The following is an 18,935-nucleotide window of genomic DNA, read 5'->3' as shown; positions in this document are numbered from 1 at the left end:
TTTACTAATTTAATAATTTTGTAGGATGTATGCTTTAGTCGATTGTAATAATTTTTACGCAAGCTGTGAAAGGGTGTTTAAACCTCAATTACGGCATAAGCCAATTGTTGTGTTAAGCAACAACGATGGCTGTGTTGTGGCGCGTTCTAACGAAGCAAAAGCACTCGGTATTCCAATGGGAGCACCCGCTTTTGAATACAGAAAGTTATTTCAGGATAATAGTGTAAATGTATTTTCATCAAACTACGCTCTGTATGGCGATATGAGTAACCGTGTAACTCGAATCCTTAGAAAATATACACCTGATTTAGAAGTTTATTCGATAGATGAAAGCTTTTTACAATTCAAGGGATTTGAAAATTATGATTTAGTATCGTATGCAAAAGCGATACGGAAAGAAGTGCTTAAAAACACTTTAATTCCAACGTGTATTGGAATTGCGCCCACAAAAGCATTAACTAAAGTGGCCAATAGGATAGCTAAAAAATATCCGCAATTAGAAGGTGTATATGCTATAGATTCCGAAGAAAAACGGATTAAAGCTTTGCGATGGTTAGCTATTGAAGATGTATGGGGTATTGGTAGACAATTTGCTAAAAAATTAAAGGCAAAAGGAGTAAATAAAGCATTAGATTTTACAAATCTTCCTGATGAATATGTCCGAAAGGAACTTACTGTAGTTGGTTTACGACTAAAAAAGGAATTAGAAGGCATATCTGCTATGGAACTTGAAGATGTAAAAACAAAAAAGAATATTGCTACGACAAGATCTTTTGATAAAACGTATGAAGATAAAACCTATCTACAAGAGCGCATTGCTACTTTTGCAACCACCTGTGCTGAAAAATTACGCAACCAACATTCTACTTGTAGAATAGTTACTGTTTTTATTTTTACCAATAGATTTCAAACAGATAAACCACAATATTACCAATCAATCAATGTAACTATCCCCTTCCCTACTAATTCATCTATTGAGATTATTAAATATGCAAAAATTGGATTAGATGCTATTTATAAAAAAGGGTATGCCTATAAAAAAGCGGGTGTTATAGTTGGTGGAATAACACCCGAAAGTGAAAAACAATTCAATTTATTCGAAGACGAGCACCCAAAGCATCGAAAACTGATGAATGTTATGGATCAAATGAATTTTAAATATGGAGTTAAAAAATTAAAAATTGGTTCTCAAGCATTAGATAAAACATGGAAAATGAGACAAGATTTATTAAGTCCTAACTATACAACAAATTGGAATGATATACTTACCATACAATGATAACATTTAAAAAAGCACCTTATTTTGGAACTGAATTAGAAAACCTAACCATCCATGCAGAAGGAGAAAAAAAGTATGTACAAGTATGTGGTGGAGTTTGTGCTGGATTCCCATCTCCTGCAGAAGATTTTTTAAGTGATCGCATCAGTTTAGACGAACGTTATCTGTCTAAAGTAGAAAGTACATTTGTAAATCGTGTGAAAGGATTATCAATGTATCCAGAGTATTTAGAAAACGATATTATCATCATACGTTCCGACTATTACCCTACGGATGGAGATGATATAGTTGTGTCTATTAATAGTTCAGAATATACATTAAAACGATACGATAAAGCGAATAATCGCTTAGTGGCTTTGAATAGTGATTATGCAAAAAGTGTAACTATTGATGAAAGCGACGAAGTCGTGATACTTGGAGTAGTTGATGCTGTGATCAGAGATAAAAGAAAAAGAAAATAAATTTTATTCATTTGAACCAAAAAAGAAATCTAAAGCACCTTGTTTTTCTTCTGGACTAAAAATCTCATCATTCACGTTATATTTTAGAACACAATTTATAATAAATTTCCTATCTTTCAATATTTCGCCTTTCATACTTTTATAATCTGATTGGTTTAAAATACCATTAAGATTAGTATTTGTTTTTAAATAAGTTATAAGTTTTGGAGATTGCAAAAACTCAATCATATCACTGCTGATATCCGTCCAATTATTTTTTAATTCTAGATCTAAATCAGTAATACTATTTAAATAGTTATAAATCTTATTTGCAGCTATTAATTGTTCCCCAGTTATCTCCATGAAGTGACTTTTTATATTTATATACCCGTAGTGCATTATAAAAAAAGTTGCTCAAAACACTAACAATTAGTATATTGTATTGACTTACAACCAGATACAGTTATGAGTAACTTAGAAGCAAGTTACAAATTAATTTTAATCGAATTACGTAAAATAGCAGAATTTGAAAATATGTATTTCAAGCCAATAAAGCCAAAGCTATCTGATATAGAATTGATTAGCTTAATGATTTTGGCGGAATTCAAATCGATTGATTCTGAACATCAACTTTTTAGAGACATAAAAGGTTTTGAAATTGCATCCAGAATTGAGCGAAGCGTTTATAACAGAAGAAAAAGAAAACTATATCCATTTATGGAAGAAATCAGAATGAAAATGGTTGAAAAATTTAATGAGTTTGAAACCTTTTTTGTAGTAGATAGTATGCCGTTGGAGGTTTGTAAAATTTCACGCTCATCACGTAGTAAAATTTGTAAAGAAACAGATTACGCTATTCCAAATAAAGGATTTTGAGCCTCTCAAAACTTACATTTTACGGGTATAAATTACATGCTGTTTGTTCAATTAATGGTGTTTTTCAGAGCTTTGATTTATCTCCTGCTTCGGTTCATGATATTCATTATTTACAAGATATTAAATTGCAACTATCCGATTGTGTGATACTTGCCGATAAGGGCTATCTTTCTAGCACTATACAGCTAGACTTATTTAATGAGGTAAATATACAATTGGAAACGCCAAAAAGAAAAAATCAGAAAGACTACAAACCACAATTTTATCAATTTAAAAAGTTTAGAAAACGTATAGAAACCTTGTTCTCACAATTGTGTGATCAGTTTATGATTAGACGTAATTATGCTAAATCTTTTAAAGGTTTTAAAACAAGGATTCTTTCCAAAATAACCACCTTAACCACTATACAATATTTAAACAGGTTCGTGTTTGGTAGAAACATCAATAATCTGAAAATTAATTTAACTTAATAATGCACTACGGGTTAAAGTAATAAAGTTATAATTTGGATACTACCTGTAAACCTTTAGGAACTAAATAATAGACCTGAGTGTATGAAAACATTTTTAGTAACAAAATTTACAGAATGCTCTAATATTAATAAATGAATCAGACATAAAATCAATCCCTTTCTGAGTATTCAGGAGTTTTAAATGAACTTTCTCGAATAAATTTTGTTTTATATTTTAGTGGAGAAAAAAACTAAACTCTAAAAACAAAATTATTTCTAGAGTTTAAGTATGTTTAATCTTAAGACGAACTAAAGAATGTCTTATTATAAGTAATCCATTACTTCTAAAATATTCTTATAAACCAAATCTAATTCTTCAGATGTAATACAATAAGGTGGAACGAGATACATTACGTTTCCTAACGGACGCATAATAATTCCCCTTTTCAGAAATTCATTATATGAAATTTTACCTATTTCATTAAAATAAGAAGTTTGTTTATCATTTTTAATTTCCCAAGCTAAAATAGTTCCGATCAATCTTACATTTTCAACTTTTGGATGTTGTTGTAATGTTTTGGAAAAATTTAAATGCTTCTCGTATATTAATTTAATATGAGTCAAAGTATCTTCTTTCAATAATAACTCCATACTTGCCAAAGCCGCGGTACAAGCTAACGGATTTGCAGTAAAAGAATGTCCATGAAATAAGGTTTTGTATTTATCATCCGACAAAAAAGCTTCGAAAATTTCATTGGAGGAAGTAGTAATTCCCATAGGCATTGTTCCTCCAGTTAATCCTTTTGAAAAACACATAATATCTGGTTTCTCAGAAAGGTAATTGGCAGCAAATAGTTTTCCTGTTCTCCCAAATCCGGTAAAGACTTCATCTTGAATCATTAAAACTTTCTGTTCTCTGCAAATTTTCATTAATACTGATAAGTCTTCCGCTTTGTGCATCAACATTCCTGCAGCTCCCTGAATCAGAGGTTCATAAATAAAGCAAGCTATTTCTTGCGAATGATTTTGAATAATTGCTTTTAAATCATTCAAATTTTCTGAAGTCGGTGTATCCATGAAAATAACTTCGAAAAGCATTTCTCCAAACGGTTTCGTCCAAACACTTCTTCCGCTTACCGACATTGCACCAAAGGTATCGCCATGATAAGCGTCTTTAAAAGCGAGAATTTTCGTCTTTTTCTTCCCTTGATTATACCAATATTGAATACACATTTTCAAAGCTACTTCAACAGCAGTCGAACCATTATCCGAATAGAAAACTTTTTGTTGATTATCAGGTAATAAACTTAATAAATTCTCCGAAAGCTGGACAGCGGGTTCATGTGTAAATCCGGCAAAAATGACCTGCTCCAACGTATTCAACTGCTCCGAAACCTTTTGTGCTATGTACGGATGTGCATGGCCGTGAATCGTTACCCACCATGAAGAAACCGCATCAATATATCGATTCCCTTGATTATCAAAAAGATAGACTCCTTTTCCTTTTACAATAGGAATTGTATCTTCGGCAATCTTCATTTGCGTATAAGGATGCCAATTGACGTCTTTGTCGCGTTGTTGTAAACTCATTGTAGAAATTAGATTTTAGAAATTATAAAAACAAACTCTTAACTTATAATTCACAGCTTATAACTTTTTCCGATGCTCTTTTCATTGGTTTTAATCCCAATGTCTGCAACATTTGCATATCCTCCGAAACTCCTGGATTTGGGGTCACCAAAAGGGTTTCTCTTTCTCCTGTAAAGATAGAATTGGCTCCTGCCATAAAACACCACCCTTGCTCAAATTCGGTCATTTCAATTCTTCCTGCGCTGAGTCGAACCATCGATGACGGCATAATTATTCTCGCTGTAGCAATCATTCTAACCATTTCCCAAGTATTCGTTTTTTCATTATCCTGAAGCGGTGTTCCTTCGACTCTAGATAATGCATTAATCGGAACAGATTCTGGATGTTTTGGCATTGTCGATAACGTTAAAAGCATCGAAATCCTGTCTCCGTGTGTTTCTCCAAGGCCTATAATTCCCCCTGAGCAAACGGTAATTCCTGCTTTTCTGACATTGTTAATAGTATTAATTCTGTTATCGAAAGTTCTTGTTGAAATAATTTCTTCATAATATTGTTCCGAAGTATCCAAATTGTGATTGTAAGCATACAATCCTGCTTCCTGAAGACGAATTGCCTGTTCCTCGGTAAGCATTCCTAACGTACAGCAAACTTCCATTCCAAGTTCGTTTACACCCTTTACCATGTCAATAACTCTATCGAAATCACGATTGTTACGAACTTCTCGCCACGCTGCTGCCATACAAAAACGTGAGGATCCACTGTCTTTTGCTTTTTGAGCATGTGCAATCACCTGTTCCGTCGGCAGCAAAGCCTGAACTTTTATATCCGTGTGATAACGTGCCGCTTGTCCACAATAAGAGCAATCTTCGGGGCAACCACCTGTCTTAATAGATAACAATGTCGACATTTGAACTTCTTCAGGATTGTGCCATTCGCGGTGAACGCTTGCTGCTTTGTAGATTAATTCTAGTAAAGGCTGATTATAAATTTCTTCGATTTCCTCTTTGGTCCAATCATTCCTCAATTTTGTTTTATCTCTCATATCTTTTCTAATTGTTTTGTAATACTTTCTATATTTTCTTTTGTTATGTTTTCGATTTCCGGAATTCTTATAATTTTTGTTTCTGATGAAATATTTTTACAAATAATCCTTTCAGTATCTGATGGGAAGTCTCCGTTGAGAATTAAATATTGCAATGTAATTTTTCTTTGATTTAAAAGCATTATCGACAATAAAGTATGATTGATACAACCTAAATAATTTTTGACAACCAATGCCGTTGGGAGATTTAATTCTTCAATTAAATCAATAATAAATTCACTGTCATTGATTGGAACCATGAGTCCCCCAGCACCTTCTACAATAAGATTATTTTTTGTTTCAGGAAGTTTTATTTTATTTAAATCAATAGTAATTCCTTCTTCTTTTGCAGATTGATGCGGTGATGCTGCCAACTGAAAACAGTAGGTTTCTGCATGGCAAACTGTATCTTTTCCAACCCATTTTTTGACTTTCATGGTGTCTGAAAAACCGAGATCTCCAGATTGAACGGGTTTCCAATACTCTGCATTAAAATATTTTGTCAAAATTGCCGAACAAACCGTTTTACCTATTTCTGTTCCGATTCCAGTAATAAATAATTTCATTTTTAAATGTTTTGCTTAATAATATTTGTAAGCGTTATAATATCCTCTTCTTTATTAAAACTATGCAAGCAGATCCTCAATCTTTCTGTTCCTTCTTTTACCGTGGGACTGAAAACAGCATATGTCAAAAATCCACTATCAAATAGAGTTTCTTTCAAAGCTATTAATTGACGATTATTGGTAATTAAAATTGCCTGAACTGGACTATTTTCTGAAGAAATACTTTGAAGGTTATGCTTTCGAAAAATTTTAATATTTTTCTTTAATTCAACGCATAAATGTTGATTTGCTTCTAGAAAATTATATCCTTCTTTTATACTCATCCATAGAAAATCATGTGCTGAAGTTGTATAGATAAAAGAGGCTGCGAAATTAATGAGGTAAGATTTAATTACTTCATTTGTTAAAATAGATGCACCATGCGTTCCCAAAGCTTTTCCGTAAGTAATTACCGTAGCTAAAACACTATTTTGCAAATGCAATTGAGCAACCAAACCATACCCAAAAACACCAAAAGCATGCGCTTCATCGATAATCAGATGTGCTTTATATTTTTTCGTTATTTCGACAATATCCTTAACAGGAGCAATATCCCCATCCATCGAATAAAGACTTTCAATCGCCACATAACAAATCCCATTTTGTCCTTTTAAAATTAGCTCTAAATGTTCAACATCATTGTGCTTAAATTTTAATTTCTTAGCATATGACATTTTACAAGCATCATGCACAGACCGATGAATTTTTTCATCCACAATAATCGTATCATGTCGATTTGGAAGTGTTGAAAACAGAGCTAAGTTCGCATTATATCCAGAAGGGAAAAGTAAAGCTGATTCAAATTTATGTTCTTTGGCAATGAAATCTTCGACTTCGGTAACAACAGAACTATTTCCACTTATTAATCTAGAGCCTGTGCTCCCTTTTAATAATTCGGGATTTTCTAAGATTTTTTTTAATAATAAATCCTGAAATTCTTTGTTTGTAGCCAATCCTAAATAATCATTGGAATAAAAGTCGATTCCTTTCTCTTTTGGTTTTAAAATTCTTAAGATTCCGTTTTCTTTTCTTTCTTCTAAAGCTTCCTTAAAATAGAGGAAATTATTGTGCATGATTCCATTTTGAAACCTCCTTTGAAATTGCATTAACCCACTGCTCATATAAATCTTTTTCAATGGTTAAAATAACTTCTGCATGAACCTTCCAGTCTTCCGAAAATTCCTCCAATTGATTAATCATTTCTTCCAAATGTCCCTCTTCTTCTAGAATAATTGATTTCACTATAATTTTGGAAGAAACCTTAGTTAAAATATCCTGATAAATAGGGTACAATTCATCAGCACGAACTTCAATAGCATAGGTCACAAATAAATAAGCCGCATATTTCAAATCTTCTTTATTCAAATTGAAATTCTGCTGAAGATATTTACAAGCTTTAATATCTAAAGAGTGTAAGTATTGCCTCGTTGCAATGGAAGCCAAAAGTTCATTATTTTTATACGTTTTGCAGACTTCAGGACTGATTTTTAAAATTTGTTTTTTCAGATAATAAGCGTGACGATGCTCTTCTGCTGCGTGTTTAAGTTGAATTAAACTAACTTTCGTCGGATGCTCGCAAGCAGATATTTTTCTTGCTCCTGCATTTTCCATGAAAGACAGCGTATTCAGCCATTTAGCATGCATTTCATTTTGCTGAACTATTTTTTGTAAAAGGTTGTAAAAATTCATTGTTTTTATTTGTGCGACAAAATTATTATCTTTCCGGACACTATAAGGTACCATTTTAAATATCATGAGTAGTCCGGTTAATATTCCTTTTCAAAGTTTCATATCTATAGATCGAGATTCTTCTACATCTATTTACTTACAAATTACTTTTCAGTTTATCAATGCTATCCAAAGAGGTTATCTACCTACTGGTCTGAAGTTACCTGGTAGTCGGACGCTTAGTGAACTTTTAGGTGTTCACAGAAAAACCATTATAGCAGTTTATGAAGAATTGGATGCGCAAGGTTGGGTTCAAATCCATTCCAATAGAGGGACATTTATTCTAGATAAAGAACCAGAAAAGATAAAAATTAAGAGCTCAGAATCTCTACAGCTTTATTCCTATCCAAGACAAACGGGATTTAGTTTCAATAAGACTAATATTCTTGATAATCCTTACGAATATGGTGATTTTTTGTATCGATGGAATGATGGTACTCCAGATTACAGAGTCACACAAATTGAGACCTTTACTAAATTTTATTCGGCTAGCTTAAAAAGAAAACAAAATCAAAAAAAATGGGCTTATTCTAAAGAAGAAGGAAGTATCTATTTTAGAAAGCAACTGTCTAATTATCTGAATTTGACTAGAGGATTACATATTTCAGATAAAAATATTCTTATAACAAGAGGAGTTGATGCAAGTATTTATATTATATCTCAAATTTTATTAGAAAAAGGAGACAAAGTTGTTGTTGCTGAAACAAGTTACTTTGCCATTAACATGATTTTTCAAAAAAATGGAGCCCAAATCCTAACAATTCCTATAGATAAATACGGTATACAAGTTGACAAATTAAGAGAATTATGTGAGCATACAACCATTAGGGCGCTATACCTTACACCACACAATCATTATCCTACAACTGTAACTTTAAGCGGTAGTAGAAGAATGGAACTTCTTCAACTTGCTGATGAATTTGGCTTTGTTATTTTAGAAGATGATTATGACTACGAATTTCAGTATGACAAAAACACCACACTTCCAATTGCCAGTGCAGACACCAACGGTATGGTGGTGTATGTAGGTTCTTTTGGAAAAACATTGCCACCAGGATTTAGAACTGGATTTGTTGTTGCTCCAGAAAATCTAATATATGAAATGCGAAAATATCTTGGCATTATTGATCGAGAAGGAGATATTATGATGGAACAGGTATTGGGGGAGTTAATAGAAGAGGGTGAAATACATCGTCACTTAAAAAAGTCAATAAAAATTTACCAGCAGCGTCGTAATAATTTTGCAAATATTTTAAAAGAGACATTCGGTAATGATATAAACTATCAAATTCCTACTGGTGGGCTTGCCTATTGGATAGAATGGCAAAAATCAGTTAATCTACTCAAAATAAGCCAAGAATGTGTTAAATATAATTTGTTAATTCCAAGAACATTACTTTATCAAAACAAATCTATCACTGCTATGCGAATCGGTTTCGGACATCTAACAACTGAAGAAATGAAAAATAGCATAGAAATATTATCAAAAAGTATAGTAAGCATATCCACCTCTCATTAATAATATGGGAGATAAGTAGATATTTATCACATAAGTAAGTTAAGTAGAAAGGTAAGGAATTAATTTAAAAATAAAAAACATGAATGTCTATTGCCTCTTTTAGAAAAATCATTTTTGCTTTTTTATAATATACTAAAGTAGAAAAACTTATAGCGAAATTTATAAAAAATTATGGTTGTATTGAAATTTATGAAAAATCGCTGCTTAAGATAATGTAAGAGTTACACTTTTATAAAACCCTATTATGGTCCTGAAAATTGGAGTTGTACAATAGTTATGCTTATATACATGTATTTACATATGTATATATTTACATATGTATATATTTATATATATCGTACTATAATCAAAAAATAAAGCCGTATCTTAATGTATACGGCTTGTCTATTATTTTTTAGATTCCTCTAAAGATAACTTTCTAAATTCTTTTAAAAGTTTCTCTAAAGCTAAAGATGATTTTCTCGCTCTAGTTCCAGCAGCTTTATTTTCTTTTTCCATTTGTAATTGAGCATCTGAATTGAACGTTTCAAATTCTGCGTTCAATTGTTCTAAAAGTTCTTTCATTATAATACTATTTTATGCAAATATAGCATTTGAAACAGTAATAGGGAGGAACTTTACATTAATATTTTAATGCTTTAAAATTGAAAATTATCGTAATCATCTTAAAAAGAAGACTAAATTATAAAACAATATTTAAATATAAAGCTATATTTATATTTAAATATGTATATATTTTTTTATATGTATATTTATATATATTACTATACATATATATTTTTAAATAAATGATAACAAGTAAGTTATTATGACACTTTACATTTAAAATTTTCATCTAATGAAAGCCTTCCCTCAAAATTCTTATCTTTCCACCTAAAAGATTTAACATCAGTTTGATCTCCTCTAAGTAATATTTCTACATCAATAAAAGATAAATTATAGTCAAAAATAGATGGCCAAATTATAAAATCACATTTAATATCTGATAAGTAATTAGTACAACCAAAGAATTTTTCCATTTTTAATACAGTACCGCTACACTTCGGACAATCTCCTAAAGAGTAATCAAATTGCACTTGAAAAGTACTGTCATTTACAAAAAGTTTTGCTTGAAAATTAATTCCTTGTTTTGAAGTAAAATTTAAAAAAGGAGTGTAGTTGCCAGTAACTAATAACCTTACAATATCTTCAGTCATTACAGTTCCATTATAAGAACGGTAAATAAACATTCCACATTTTCGATTAAAATAATTTTCACATCCCCAGCCTTGCTTTGTTCTTAGAATTTCGCCATCACAATTAACACACTTAACATTATCTACAATTTGATTTCCAAACTTATAATTAATATAACCGTGTACTATTTTTAATGCAGCTTCAAATTTTTCACCTTTATCATCCACAAAATCTGAATAAATTTTTGTTTCGTAATTGTGAAGTAAGTCAAATAGCATTTCGGGAGTGATAATTTTTTTCGAATAAGATTTATAAATAAAAAAATTGCACAACTGCTTATTATTTTCAACGAAATTACATTGAAATTTATCCTCAAACTCTAAAAGCTCCCCTTTGTTGCAAATGGGGCATGTACCAACTCGTTTCATTCTATAAAATTAGCTATTATTTACAAAAATTCGCCGGGCACTGGTGAAAATATCGTCTTTCCTTTTCGGACTTTTTTATCAATAATGGGTAAATGATTAAAAAAATTCCTTTTAAAATGGGAATATGATTTTGAACGTTTCTTATTTTAATTTTAATATTAATTTTAATATTAATTTTAAGTAACCGTTTTTTTAAGGTATAAAACATTGTTTACTAATGTTTTACACTCTATACTTTATGCTTTTTTGGGTAGTGGAATCTCGAAGTTATGGGTAGTAGAATATCGATTGAATGGGTAGTGGAATCTCGATTTTTGGGTAGTGGAATCTCGAAATAAACTCACGTGGGTAGTGAAATGTCGATTTTTGGGTAGTGAAATCTCGATTATTTACCTTAAAAACTGACTCTAAAATCAAAAAAACCTCAATGGGTAGTGGAATCTCGAATATTAAAGGGAAAAAATGCATAAAATGTGGGTAGTGGAATCTCGAAATAAAGGAGAATAGTGATTTTTCATTGATTTTTGGGTAGTGGAATGTCGATTTTTAATTACTAACTTAATAAAGGTACGATAAATAAATAATTTATATTAGGATTAATAACACAAATATGTGCTTACTTGTCCAAATTACTCTTGTATAAACAAATGATAATTAATGCATTAATACCATATGGGTAGTGAAATGTCGAAAATATATTTAAACATAGTTTAAATATCAGTACATTTATATAACGATGGGTAATGGAATGTCGAAAATTAAAAGTTATGTTAGATATCGGACCTAACTAACTTCAACCACTATATAATTTATTTTTAATTAATTAAAGTTAAATGGGTAGTGGAATCTCGAAATAGTTATATAAGTAATAGTGATATATGAAAAGCTTAATATAGTGATGGGTAGTGAAATCTCGAATATAAAATTAGATTAATTAATTGCAACTACTGTGTGACTTGTAATAGTAATAAGTTACAAAAATCCTTCGTAAAGAAGGGTAGTGGAATCTCGAAATGTAATAAAAGAACCTTCTATATTAATTTCTTCGATTTATTTTTAAAATGGGTAGTGGAATGTCGAATATTAAAACAGATATTATAATCGAAACTACTATATACATTGAAATTTCGAATAAAATATTAGACCCTCACCTTAAATATGGGTAGTGGAATGTCGAAATATTAATAAAAAATGCTCCTACAACGGAGCATTAAATATTGGGTAACCTTTGGGAGATATTTGAGCATGCTTCGTTGCAGAATAAAGAGAAATAACTTCTTCTTGAATTTCATCTAACAATGCTGAAAAAGGAATATCAGTAACGAGAGGTTTAGTTTTATCCTTTCTTCTTGCAATATTATATCTCTTAACCACATTTTTATATGCATTACTAAAAAGAAATTTTGCGCCAAAATCTATGTCAAAGATTTTTTCTAAATGCTCTAACTCTTTTTGAGTAAAATTATGCCTTTTCTTAATATAAGAAAGTTTATACAATTTGAATTGATCATCTTGACTTGATAAATTTATAGATTCTGCTGCTGCACTTCCAATAGATTTAAGTTGATATCTCGTTATACCTATGTAATTTCCATTTACAGAGCTATTAAAAGAGAAAGAGGAGGATTTGTCTAACACTTTCTTAATCGGGTCTAAAAAGCCTTTTTTAAGCGTTCTTAAATCTTTGTAGTTAATTCCCCAGGTTCTATTCATATATTCTAAAGTAACCTTGGTTCCATCTTCTCTAAGAGTATTTAACCAGAGTGCAAATAGGAACTGTTTGTGAGATTTTACAGAATAGACTAAAGAATATAGAACGTAATTATAATTAGCTAAAGCTACTATCTTTTTAAACCAATAAGGATTAATATAAAAAGATACTTGCCCTTTATAAATGGTTGGATCAATAATTAATCCACCATAAAATTGTTTTTTTTCTACTTCCCCTTTTGAGTTATAAAACTTGACCGTATGCCATTCTTGTTTATAATTAACTAAAAATTGAAGTCCTTTTTTAGTTAACTCTAAATTTCTTGATTTAGAAATATCCGCAGTTCTCATTACTATTTTAGCATAAGATTCGTCGTCTTCTAAATATGTTTTCTTAAATAAATCCAATTGAAAACTCTCATCTGAAACTCCATATTGGAACTGTTTGTTTCGTAACGTATTTAAAATATTAATTATAATACGGTTCGCTTCAATTGGCATAGATTCTTTAACAACAAAATTGCCATTATCTTCATGAAAAAATAGATCTCGATAAAATTCATTAGAAATCTTAACCTTATCAGCAATCTTATTGCTGCTAAACGTTTCCTTTACCTTATTATCTTTTTCTTCCTGATTCATGACTTATAATTTTCTTTCTCGTTAAAGTGCTGTAATTTAATAATTATTTTAGTGACCAAATAAAATTTAATCGTATATTTGAAATACGAAAAGGAAAACAAAATTTATTTTGTTTTTCGAAAGAGGGGCTTCGGCTCCTCTTTTATTTTAGGGTCGGGTAGGGTTCTTACCGTTTAAATAATTAGCTACTTGTTGCTGACTTTCTTTTTCATAAACATTACAGAATAACCATTTGTTTTCTCCTGTAAAGTTTTCATCAAAATACTTAACCAGGCGTTTTACTCCAGCTGATCCTTGTACAGCACGATATTTAACCCAGTTACCATTTAATAGCTTTACGTTTACTACATATACTTTATTTGACTTTTCCATGATAACGCTTTAAGAATTCATTGTATTCTTCCTCATAAACGTTTACTAATGCAGTATTAATTAATTCTTTCACAGTCATTCCCTCAATCAATGATGCTTTATTTTTAAGAAATGTAATCATTTCACTCGGAACTTTTACATACAATCCTTTTTCAGACGTTGAAGGTTTCTGTACCGGCACCACTTTTTGTACTGGTGTTTCTACTTGTGTTTTTTTTACCTGATTAACTAATGCAGATAAATCTACTTTTTTATTAGCCATTACTTAAAAGTTTAATCATTAATTCTCTTGTCAAATTCTGAAGTTGATTACTCGCTTTGTGCTTTCCTTCAACTCCTTTGGTTACAATACTGTTGGTAATTGCATCATAGTCGTTGATTACTGTGTTAGCAATAGGAACATCCAACTCATTAAAATTCTCACTTAATCTATCTTTAAGTGATGAATTAGCTTTAATTCTATTAAAAACGATTAAAGATCGATCTACAGCATTATTATCTTTAATAATCTGTACAGTTTTATCAATAGCTAATAAATCATTAATACTCGCTTGCGTTGGTATTACAATTAAATCAGCTTGTTGTACCAATGAGTGTATTTCTTCGAATAGGTAAGGAGGTGTATCGATAATGATGAAATCGAAATCTTCATGCGGTATTTTATTAATTTTACGATCCACATCAATATACGTCAACTGGTCATTTAAGTCTTTTACTTGAAGTAAAGTACCTTGATAATCCCAATCAATTAAGCCAACCTTCGCATCTTGGTTAAGTAAATTTGCAACATTATAAGATAATGTACTTTTTCCAACACCACCTTTCTGATGAGTAAATAAAATGATCTTAGCCATAATTCATCTATTAATTTTCATCAAAAATAAATCAAAATATATTGATATACAAATATTTGTATAGTTAAATATTAATATATCTACATATAAATATATATTTATATATTATTATCGTTTATAAAACATATATTTTATAAACACTTAATAACAAATGGGTTAAGCACACTAATTTCTATCGTAAAAGAACAACTAAAAACTAATCCGATTAAAAGAGGATTTGTTTTGTGAATGCCTCCTTTAATTATTGCACAAAGGATTATCTTCCGAGTGTAAAGTATTAAAGGAGGTCGATAGAAATTTAACTTTGAAATAGGGTGGGTGGGTAAGAGAATTATTATAATACTAATGGATGGAGCGTCTGAATAAATCCAATCCGCCCCGAAGGGGCAAATTTTTACGCCCTTTATTATTTTAAAAGGCGTAAAAGGTTTATGATTTAAGGTAATTTATTGCTTTGTTCGCATAACCAAATGCTTCTTCTAAAATTTCATGTTTTTTCTCTTCCGCTGTATGCTTTAACCAACTTTTTAGATAGATAATTGAGTTAATAAACTGCTCCGAATAATTAAATTCTAACGAAAACAATAAAGAACCCAGTTCAGCAATTAACTCTTCAAAAGCATATTTGTTTCTGCCATCTTCAAAATTTTGGTCTAAACGGTTTAATCGGTCTTTGTGTCCTGTCCAATGAATAATTTCATGAAAAACAGTTGAATAATATGCATCCTTATTTTTGAAATACTGCGGTTTTGGTAAATGAATTTCATCTCTTCCTGGAATATAATACGCTTCGCCTTGTACTAAATGTTGTAATGATAAATTTTTGGTTTCAATTAAACCATTAATAAAATTTTCGGCACATTCGTCAAGCTCAATGAGTTCAACATCAGCAATAATTGGAAACTCACAATCATTTATATTTTCAACGTTATCCGTATGAAATACACGATAATACTTCATAAAGCTTTTTACCCGATATTGCTTTTGTTTGGTGCTATCTAAAGCCTTAAAATCAGCAAGTTGAATACGTTCTTCCGTTTCTTTATGTCTAATATCATAACTAAAGTATTGTATTGGTAATGACTTTGAACCTTTCTTAATTTTACCTTTTGATTTAGTAATTTGATTAAAAGTCGCATAATAGCAATTTGAACGCTTATTTATCAACATATCAAGTGCCAATATAAATTGGTTTAATCGTGTGTAAGATTGTAAAGAAAGTCTATTAGCAGGCATAAAAGATACATTTTCTTTTAAAAAATGTTGCCAATGTTTCTCTTCTACACTTTCCAGTTGTTCAATAATTGAACTAAAGAACAAATCGTTATAATTATTCTTTGTAGTTTGAGCTTGGCTCTTTTCTGTTGTTTTAAAGGTTCTTTTTGCTTGGGGAGTTTTTACATTTGTTTCCATAATAAAATAATATTTAATAGTTCTACAATTTTTATTAATCATTCTTCGTGAGTTGTCGCTTATGGCTTTTCTGTGCGAAATAGAACTATTGCCTACCGAACGATTTATAAAAGGAAAAATCCATTTGGCCGCTACAGAACTGAAGCTGACAAATGGATTCGACTGGTAAATATATTTAGGAGTGTCTGCGAGTTAGAAATACACGATAGATATCACCTTAAAATTGGCGTTATTTTTCCTAAAAATAATGACGATTTTAATGTGATATCTATTTTTGTAGTTCTTAAGAAGTAGAAACCTCAATAGATTTTTATAAAGCGGAATAGGCAATAATTTTGCAACAAGAAAACCATATATGGCGATCACTCCGAGTAGAATGATGTAAAAAGAGGAAGATCTTTTTTCAATATGTTGATGGAACAATAAAAACCAAGCAAAAAGAATAAATTAAAACATTAATTACTTTTCCTTTTAACTGGGATAAACACACTAATTTCTATCGTAAAATGAACGACTAAAAACTCAACCGATTTTAAGAGGTTGTGTTTTGTGAATTTATTGTTTAATTGTTTACAGCAAGGGGTTATTTCCCGGTGTAAAGTATTAAACAGTTAGATAGAAATTTAACTTTGAAATAGGGTGGGTGGGATTATTATCATGTTCATTTATAAAAAATCAATATAATAAAAGAGCTTATCAACACCTAAATTTCCATATTCGTATTTTGTATATATTTTATTTAAAATCGCATTAAAATTTAAAATTAAAATACAAATTACGCACTATATCTTTTTATTATATCCCGTATTATACCTATGTTGATAAGAATAAACAAATAATTTCTTAAATAAATGTTATTGCGTATATTTGAGAGTTATGCGGCAGCTTAAAAGACGACACAGAGACGAATGACAGATAAAAGAAACATACAGACAATTGCACCATTTTTGGCTGACGACTTTGTTGACTTGGACGAACCAATCTTCAACACAGACACTTATTCAGCTTTTTTGGAGAACAACGCAAACCGACTTGGGACTTTTAAAAAGTATTTGATTTGCAAACTACACGACAGTTGGGTAATTGACGTGAATGATAATATTGATAAATTCAGCCTAATACTTAACGACTATTCAACTTACGTTTTTGCCGACAAAATAATTGAGAGATATAACTTGCCCATTGACTCTGACAACATTGCATTTCCGTTGACAATTGAGCTTACAGGAAAGCTAAAAGTTGAATTCAATAAAGTTGACGAAGATGGAAATCTTATTCAGATTAACCAGACACAATTAGACGAATATCTTTACGAGCAAGTAACACATATAGACAAAGAACAAATTGAAATCGTTTTTCACTTTTGGAAATCAAACCTAAAAGACGACAAGCCAGGAGAAAGAATAATTGTAATAGTTTCTGCAAATAATTTGACTTTAACAGAAAATCAAGACCAATCTTGGACAGAAATTTTTGGCGACAAGTTTGACGAACTTTATAAGTATTTTAAGGAGCAATTTGACAGTGACAGATATGTTTCTGACCAAAACGAATGCGAGAAACTAATTGATGAATTTGAACAAAATCAACTGACGAATGAAAGAAAGCCGACCGCATAACACGGGTTTTGCGTCAGGCGGGATGACGTGAAAACTTGGAGCTTTGTGCTTCTATTTAAGTTCAGTGCTGGTTGACAGTTTTGTGCTCCGAAACCCGCCCGAACGCAAAGCCCGAAAACGTTATGGGCAACCCCACTACCGAGCAACCCGACATTCGATTTTAAAACACAATGGAGAATAAACCGAAAATAATAAAAGTAAGAGAGTTGCTTACAAATGACTCTCTACAAATTCCAAGTTACCAACGTCCTTACAAATGGACAACAAAAAATGTCAATCAACTTATTGACGACATTTTAATACACAAAGAAAAATCAGAATACCGTTTGGGAACGCTTGTAGTTCACAATCACGACAATATTTCTGACATTGTTGACGGACAACAACGAACAATTACATTGACGTTAATTACAACAAATGTTCTTAAATCCTCTTTTCTGAACATATTCCTTTACTTCTGAAAGACAGTTAACAATCAGGTGTATAATTGTCTCTGATCTTAATAAAAGACAATCGATTTCAATCTCCTGTTCCTGAATTGCAGCTTCCAACTTACGATATGTCTCATTGTAAAATTTATCCATTAAATAACCCTTTTTGTGATGTAATCTGATATAATTAATCCTTTGCTTTAAAAATTTTGATATGAGCGTAAGACTTGCCATGAATTTCTTTCCATGAGTCTGCTTATCTTTTACAAAAAAACAACAATCTGGCTACTGTCGTAATTACGGACAATAAATTTCAGTCTCCTATTATCAAGCATTATCTATTCAGCAAGATCTCTGTTTTACATTCCATTACCCATTTGGATTCCCTGATTAGACTCTCCCTGCTTCTGATCGTCATTTTTAATACCTCTTTCTTTTTTAGCCTTTCCTTTCGTATCCACCTTACCAAAATTATAGCTAAAGGTCAACCCAAAAGAGCGGAATGGGAGTGTCAATATTATTTGTCTGTGTATAATCAGGAGTGAATACCTCGCTTTTGAAATGGGTGTTTTTCCCAGAATGGATTTGTAATATTTAATCCAATACTAGCGGTTTTGTCCCATAGTTCTTTTTTCACACCTACGGTCCACATACTCATGGAAGGGGAAGTACCCTGGAATGTACGTTCTCGTGAATTGAGCATGACAAATGTCTCTGCTAT

At 30.9% G+C, this 18,935-nt stretch carries 23 protein-coding genes and 1 pseudogene; 7 read left to right on the top strand and 17 right to left on the bottom strand.

What is annotated here, in order from left to right; genetic code table 11:
• Positions 1-25: 25 nt before the first annotated feature.
• Entirely contained in the window at positions 26-1,279 is a 1,254-nt protein-coding gene (locus tag QW060_RS24255; protein ID WP_290365294.1) for a Y-family DNA polymerase, read from the top strand.
• On the top strand, positions 1,276-1,740 hold the full coding sequence (locus tag QW060_RS24250; RefSeq protein WP_125019413.1) for a LexA family protein: 465 nt from the start codon (positions 1,276-1,278) through the stop codon (positions 1,738-1,740). The genes QW060_RS24255 and QW060_RS24250 overlap by 4 nt, the downstream gene beginning before the upstream one ends.
• 3 nt (positions 1,741-1,743) lie before the next feature.
• Here QW060_RS24250 and QW060_RS24245 read toward each other — a convergent pair whose 3' ends face one another.
• On the bottom strand, positions 1,744-2,082 hold the full coding sequence (locus tag QW060_RS24245) for a hypothetical protein (RefSeq protein ID WP_125019414.1): 339 nt from the start codon (positions 2,080-2,082) through the stop codon (positions 1,744-1,746).
• A 102-nt stretch (positions 2,083-2,184) separates the two neighbouring features.
• Between QW060_RS24245 and QW060_RS24240 the strand changes: the two are divergent.
• Positions 2,185-3,065, top strand: a pseudogene (locus tag QW060_RS24240) (IS982 family transposase).
• 305 nt (positions 3,066-3,370) lie between these two features.
• On the opposite strand, the gene bioA reads toward QW060_RS24240, so the two are convergent.
• Genes bioA through QW060_RS24215 form a run of 5 tightly spaced genes read right to left on the bottom strand, consistent with a single transcriptional unit; the run spans position 3,371 to position 8,011 of the window.
• Positions 3,371-4,636 (bottom strand): adenosylmethionine--8-amino-7-oxononanoate transaminase, encoded by a 1,266-nt coding sequence (gene bioA / locus QW060_RS24235; RefSeq protein ID WP_125019415.1) that lies wholly within the window; start codon positions 4,634-4,636, stop codon positions 3,371-3,373.
• A gap of 43 nt (positions 4,637-4,679) precedes the next feature.
• Positions 4,680-5,678, bottom strand: coding sequence for a biotin synthase BioB (gene bioB, locus QW060_RS24230; RefSeq protein WP_125019416.1), 999 nt, complete (start codon positions 5,676-5,678; stop codon positions 4,680-4,682).
• Positions 5,675-6,283, bottom strand: a complete 609-nt coding sequence (gene bioD, locus QW060_RS24225; protein ID WP_290365224.1) for a dethiobiotin synthase — start codon at positions 6,281-6,283, stop codon at positions 5,675-5,677. Before bioD ends, bioB begins: the two co-directional genes overlap by 4 nt.
• Positions 6,284-6,285: 2 nt before the next feature.
• Positions 6,286-7,443, bottom strand: a complete 1,158-nt coding sequence (locus QW060_RS24220) for an aminotransferase class I/II-fold pyridoxal phosphate-dependent enzyme (RefSeq protein ID WP_290365223.1) — start codon at positions 7,441-7,443, stop codon at positions 6,286-6,288.
• Positions 7,385-8,011 carry a hypothetical protein gene (locus QW060_RS24215; protein ID WP_125019419.1) on the bottom strand — a complete coding sequence of 209 codons (627 nt, stop codon included), beginning with the start codon at positions 8,009-8,011 and terminating at the stop codon, positions 7,385-7,387. Before QW060_RS24215 ends, QW060_RS24220 begins: the two co-directional genes overlap by 59 nt.
• 64 nt (positions 8,012-8,075) lie before the next feature.
• On the opposite strand from QW060_RS24215, the gene QW060_RS24210 reads away from it, so the two are divergent.
• Positions 8,076-9,569 (top strand): aminotransferase-like domain-containing protein, encoded by a 1,494-nt coding sequence (locus QW060_RS24210; RefSeq protein WP_125019420.1) that lies wholly within the window; start codon positions 8,076-8,078, stop codon positions 9,567-9,569.
• 387 nt (positions 9,570-9,956) lie between these two features.
• Here the strand turns inward: QW060_RS24210 and QW060_RS24205 are convergent, their stop codons facing one another.
• From QW060_RS24205 to QW060_RS24170, 8 genes are all read right to left on the bottom strand, one after another.
• A complete protein-coding gene (locus QW060_RS24205; RefSeq protein WP_090410428.1) occupies positions 9,957-10,133 on the bottom strand; it encodes a histone H1 in 177 nt (58 codons plus the stop codon).
• A 242-nt stretch (positions 10,134-10,375) separates the two neighbouring features.
• Positions 10,376-11,173 carry a topoisomerase C-terminal repeat-containing protein gene (locus QW060_RS24200; RefSeq protein WP_125019421.1) on the bottom strand — a complete coding sequence of 266 codons (798 nt, stop codon included), beginning with the start codon at positions 11,171-11,173 and terminating at the stop codon, positions 10,376-10,378.
• A gap of 1,197 nt (positions 11,174-12,370) precedes the next feature.
• Entirely contained in the window at positions 12,371-13,525 is a 1,155-nt protein-coding gene (locus QW060_RS24195; RefSeq protein WP_290365222.1) for a hypothetical protein, read from the bottom strand.
• A gap of 147 nt (positions 13,526-13,672) precedes the next feature.
• A complete protein-coding gene (locus tag QW060_RS24190; protein WP_090410431.1) occupies positions 13,673-13,897 on the bottom strand; it encodes a hypothetical protein in 225 nt (74 codons plus the stop codon).
• Complete coding sequence (locus tag QW060_RS24185) at positions 13,881-14,159, bottom strand: hypothetical protein (protein ID WP_090410432.1); 279 nt, start codon at positions 14,157-14,159, stop codon at positions 13,881-13,883. Before QW060_RS24185 ends, QW060_RS24190 begins: the two co-directional genes overlap by 17 nt.
• Positions 14,152-14,751 carry a ParA family protein gene (locus tag QW060_RS24180; protein ID WP_090410433.1) on the bottom strand — a complete coding sequence of 200 codons (600 nt, stop codon included), beginning with the start codon at positions 14,749-14,751 and terminating at the stop codon, positions 14,152-14,154. The genes QW060_RS24185 and QW060_RS24180 overlap by 8 nt, the downstream gene beginning before the upstream one ends.
• A gap of 429 nt (positions 14,752-15,180) precedes the next feature.
• Positions 15,181-16,164 (bottom strand): zincin-like metallopeptidase domain-containing protein, encoded by a 984-nt coding sequence (locus QW060_RS24175; protein ID WP_290365221.1) that lies wholly within the window; start codon positions 16,162-16,164, stop codon positions 15,181-15,183.
• A gap of 192 nt (positions 16,165-16,356) precedes the next feature.
• A complete protein-coding gene (locus QW060_RS24170) occupies positions 16,357-16,587 on the bottom strand; it encodes a hypothetical protein (protein WP_290365220.1) in 231 nt (76 codons plus the stop codon).
• A 485-nt stretch (positions 16,588-17,072) separates the two neighbouring features.
• On the opposite strand from QW060_RS24170, the gene QW060_RS24165 reads away from it, so the two are divergent.
• From QW060_RS24165 to QW060_RS24155, 3 genes are read left to right on the top strand one after another with little or no spacing between them, the layout of a single operon-like run.
• Entirely contained in the window at positions 17,073-17,783 is a 711-nt protein-coding gene (locus QW060_RS24165; RefSeq protein WP_290365219.1) for a hypothetical protein, read from the top strand.
• A 43-nt stretch (positions 17,784-17,826) separates the two neighbouring features.
• On the top strand, positions 17,827-17,964 hold the full coding sequence (locus tag QW060_RS24160) for a hypothetical protein (RefSeq protein WP_290365218.1): 138 nt from the start codon (positions 17,827-17,829) through the stop codon (positions 17,962-17,964).
• Positions 17,954-18,244, top strand: a complete 291-nt coding sequence (locus tag QW060_RS24155) for a DUF262 domain-containing protein (protein ID WP_290365217.1) — start codon at positions 17,954-17,956, stop codon at positions 18,242-18,244. Before QW060_RS24160 ends, QW060_RS24155 begins: the two co-directional genes overlap by 11 nt.
• On the opposite strand, the gene QW060_RS24150 is transcribed toward QW060_RS24155, so the two are convergent.
• The 3 genes from QW060_RS24150 to QW060_RS24140 form a co-directional block, all read right to left on the bottom strand.
• Positions 18,188-18,367 (bottom strand): hypothetical protein, encoded by a 180-nt coding sequence (locus QW060_RS24150; RefSeq protein ID WP_290365216.1) that lies wholly within the window; start codon positions 18,365-18,367, stop codon positions 18,188-18,190. The genes QW060_RS24155 and QW060_RS24150 overlap by 57 nt on opposite strands.
• Positions 18,368-18,573: 206 nt before the next feature.
• Positions 18,574-18,729 (bottom strand): hypothetical protein, encoded by a 156-nt coding sequence (locus tag QW060_RS24145; protein WP_290365327.1) that lies wholly within the window; start codon positions 18,727-18,729, stop codon positions 18,574-18,576.
• Positions 18,730-18,749: 20 nt separating this feature from the next.
• Positions 18,750-18,935 (bottom strand): outer membrane beta-barrel protein (locus QW060_RS24140; protein ID WP_290365326.1); only part of this gene is annotated, 186 nt, incomplete at its 5' end.

The organism is Paenimyroides ceti (assembly GCF_030409925.1).
This window is presented reverse-complemented; position numbering and strand designations above follow the sequence as displayed.

Bases quoted from the DNA above. Each gene is read 5' to 3' on its own strand.
- QW060_RS24180 (WP_090410433.1), bottom strand. From the start codon at position 14,751: ATGGCTAAGATCATTTTATTTACTCATCAGAAAGGTGGTGTTGGAAAA.
- QW060_RS24250 (WP_125019413.1), top strand. From the start codon at position 1,276: ATGATAACATTTAAAAAAGCACCTTATTTTGGAACTGAATTAGAAAAC.
- QW060_RS24200 (WP_125019421.1), bottom strand. From the start codon at position 11,173: ATGAAACGAGTTGGTACATGCCCCATTTGCAACAAAGGGGAGCTTTTA.
- QW060_RS24150 (WP_290365216.1), bottom strand. From the start codon at position 18,367: ATGGATAAATTTTACAATGAGACATATCGTAAGTTGGAAGCTGCAATT.
- bioD (WP_290365224.1), bottom strand. From the start codon at position 6,283: ATGAAATTATTTATTACTGGAATCGGAACAGAAATAGGTAAAACGGTT.
- QW060_RS24255 (WP_290365294.1), top strand. From the start codon at position 26: ATGTATGCTTTAGTCGATTGTAATAATTTTTACGCAAGCTGTGAAAGG.
- QW060_RS24195 (WP_290365222.1), bottom strand. From the start codon at position 13,525: ATGAATCAGGAAGAAAAAGATAATAAGGTAAAGGAAACGTTTAGCAGC.
- QW060_RS24190 (WP_090410431.1), bottom strand. From the start codon at position 13,897: ATGGAAAAGTCAAATAAAGTATATGTAGTAAACGTAAAGCTATTAAAT.
- QW060_RS24210 (WP_125019420.1), top strand. From the start codon at position 8,076: ATGAGTAGTCCGGTTAATATTCCTTTTCAAAGTTTCATATCTATAGAT.
- QW060_RS24165 (WP_290365219.1), top strand. From the start codon at position 17,073: ATGACAGATAAAAGAAACATACAGACAATTGCACCATTTTTGGCTGAC.
- QW060_RS24245 (WP_125019414.1), bottom strand. From the start codon at position 2,082: ATGGAGATAACTGGGGAACAATTAATAGCTGCAAATAAGATTTATAAC.
- bioB (WP_125019416.1), bottom strand. From the start codon at position 5,678: ATGAGAGATAAAACAAAATTGAGGAATGATTGGACCAAAGAGGAAATC.
- QW060_RS24220 (WP_290365223.1), bottom strand. From the start codon at position 7,443: ATGAGCAGTGGGTTAATGCAATTTCAAAGGAGGTTTCAAAATGGAATC.
- bioA (WP_125019415.1), bottom strand. From the start codon at position 4,636: ATGAGTTTACAACAACGCGACAAAGACGTCAATTGGCATCCTTATACG.
- QW060_RS24215 (WP_125019419.1), bottom strand. From the start codon at position 8,011: ATGAATTTTTACAACCTTTTACAAAAAATAGTTCAGCAAAATGAAATG.
- QW060_RS24175 (WP_290365221.1), bottom strand. From the start codon at position 16,164: ATGGAAACAAATGTAAAAACTCCCCAAGCAAAAAGAACCTTTAAAACA.
- QW060_RS24185 (WP_090410432.1), bottom strand. From the start codon at position 14,159: ATGGCTAATAAAAAAGTAGATTTATCTGCATTAGTTAATCAGGTAAAA.
- QW060_RS24155 (WP_290365217.1), top strand. From the start codon at position 17,954: ATGGAGAATAAACCGAAAATAATAAAAGTAAGAGAGTTGCTTACAAAT.
- QW060_RS24205 (WP_090410428.1), bottom strand. From the start codon at position 10,133: ATGAAAGAACTTTTAGAACAATTGAACGCAGAATTTGAAACGTTCAAT.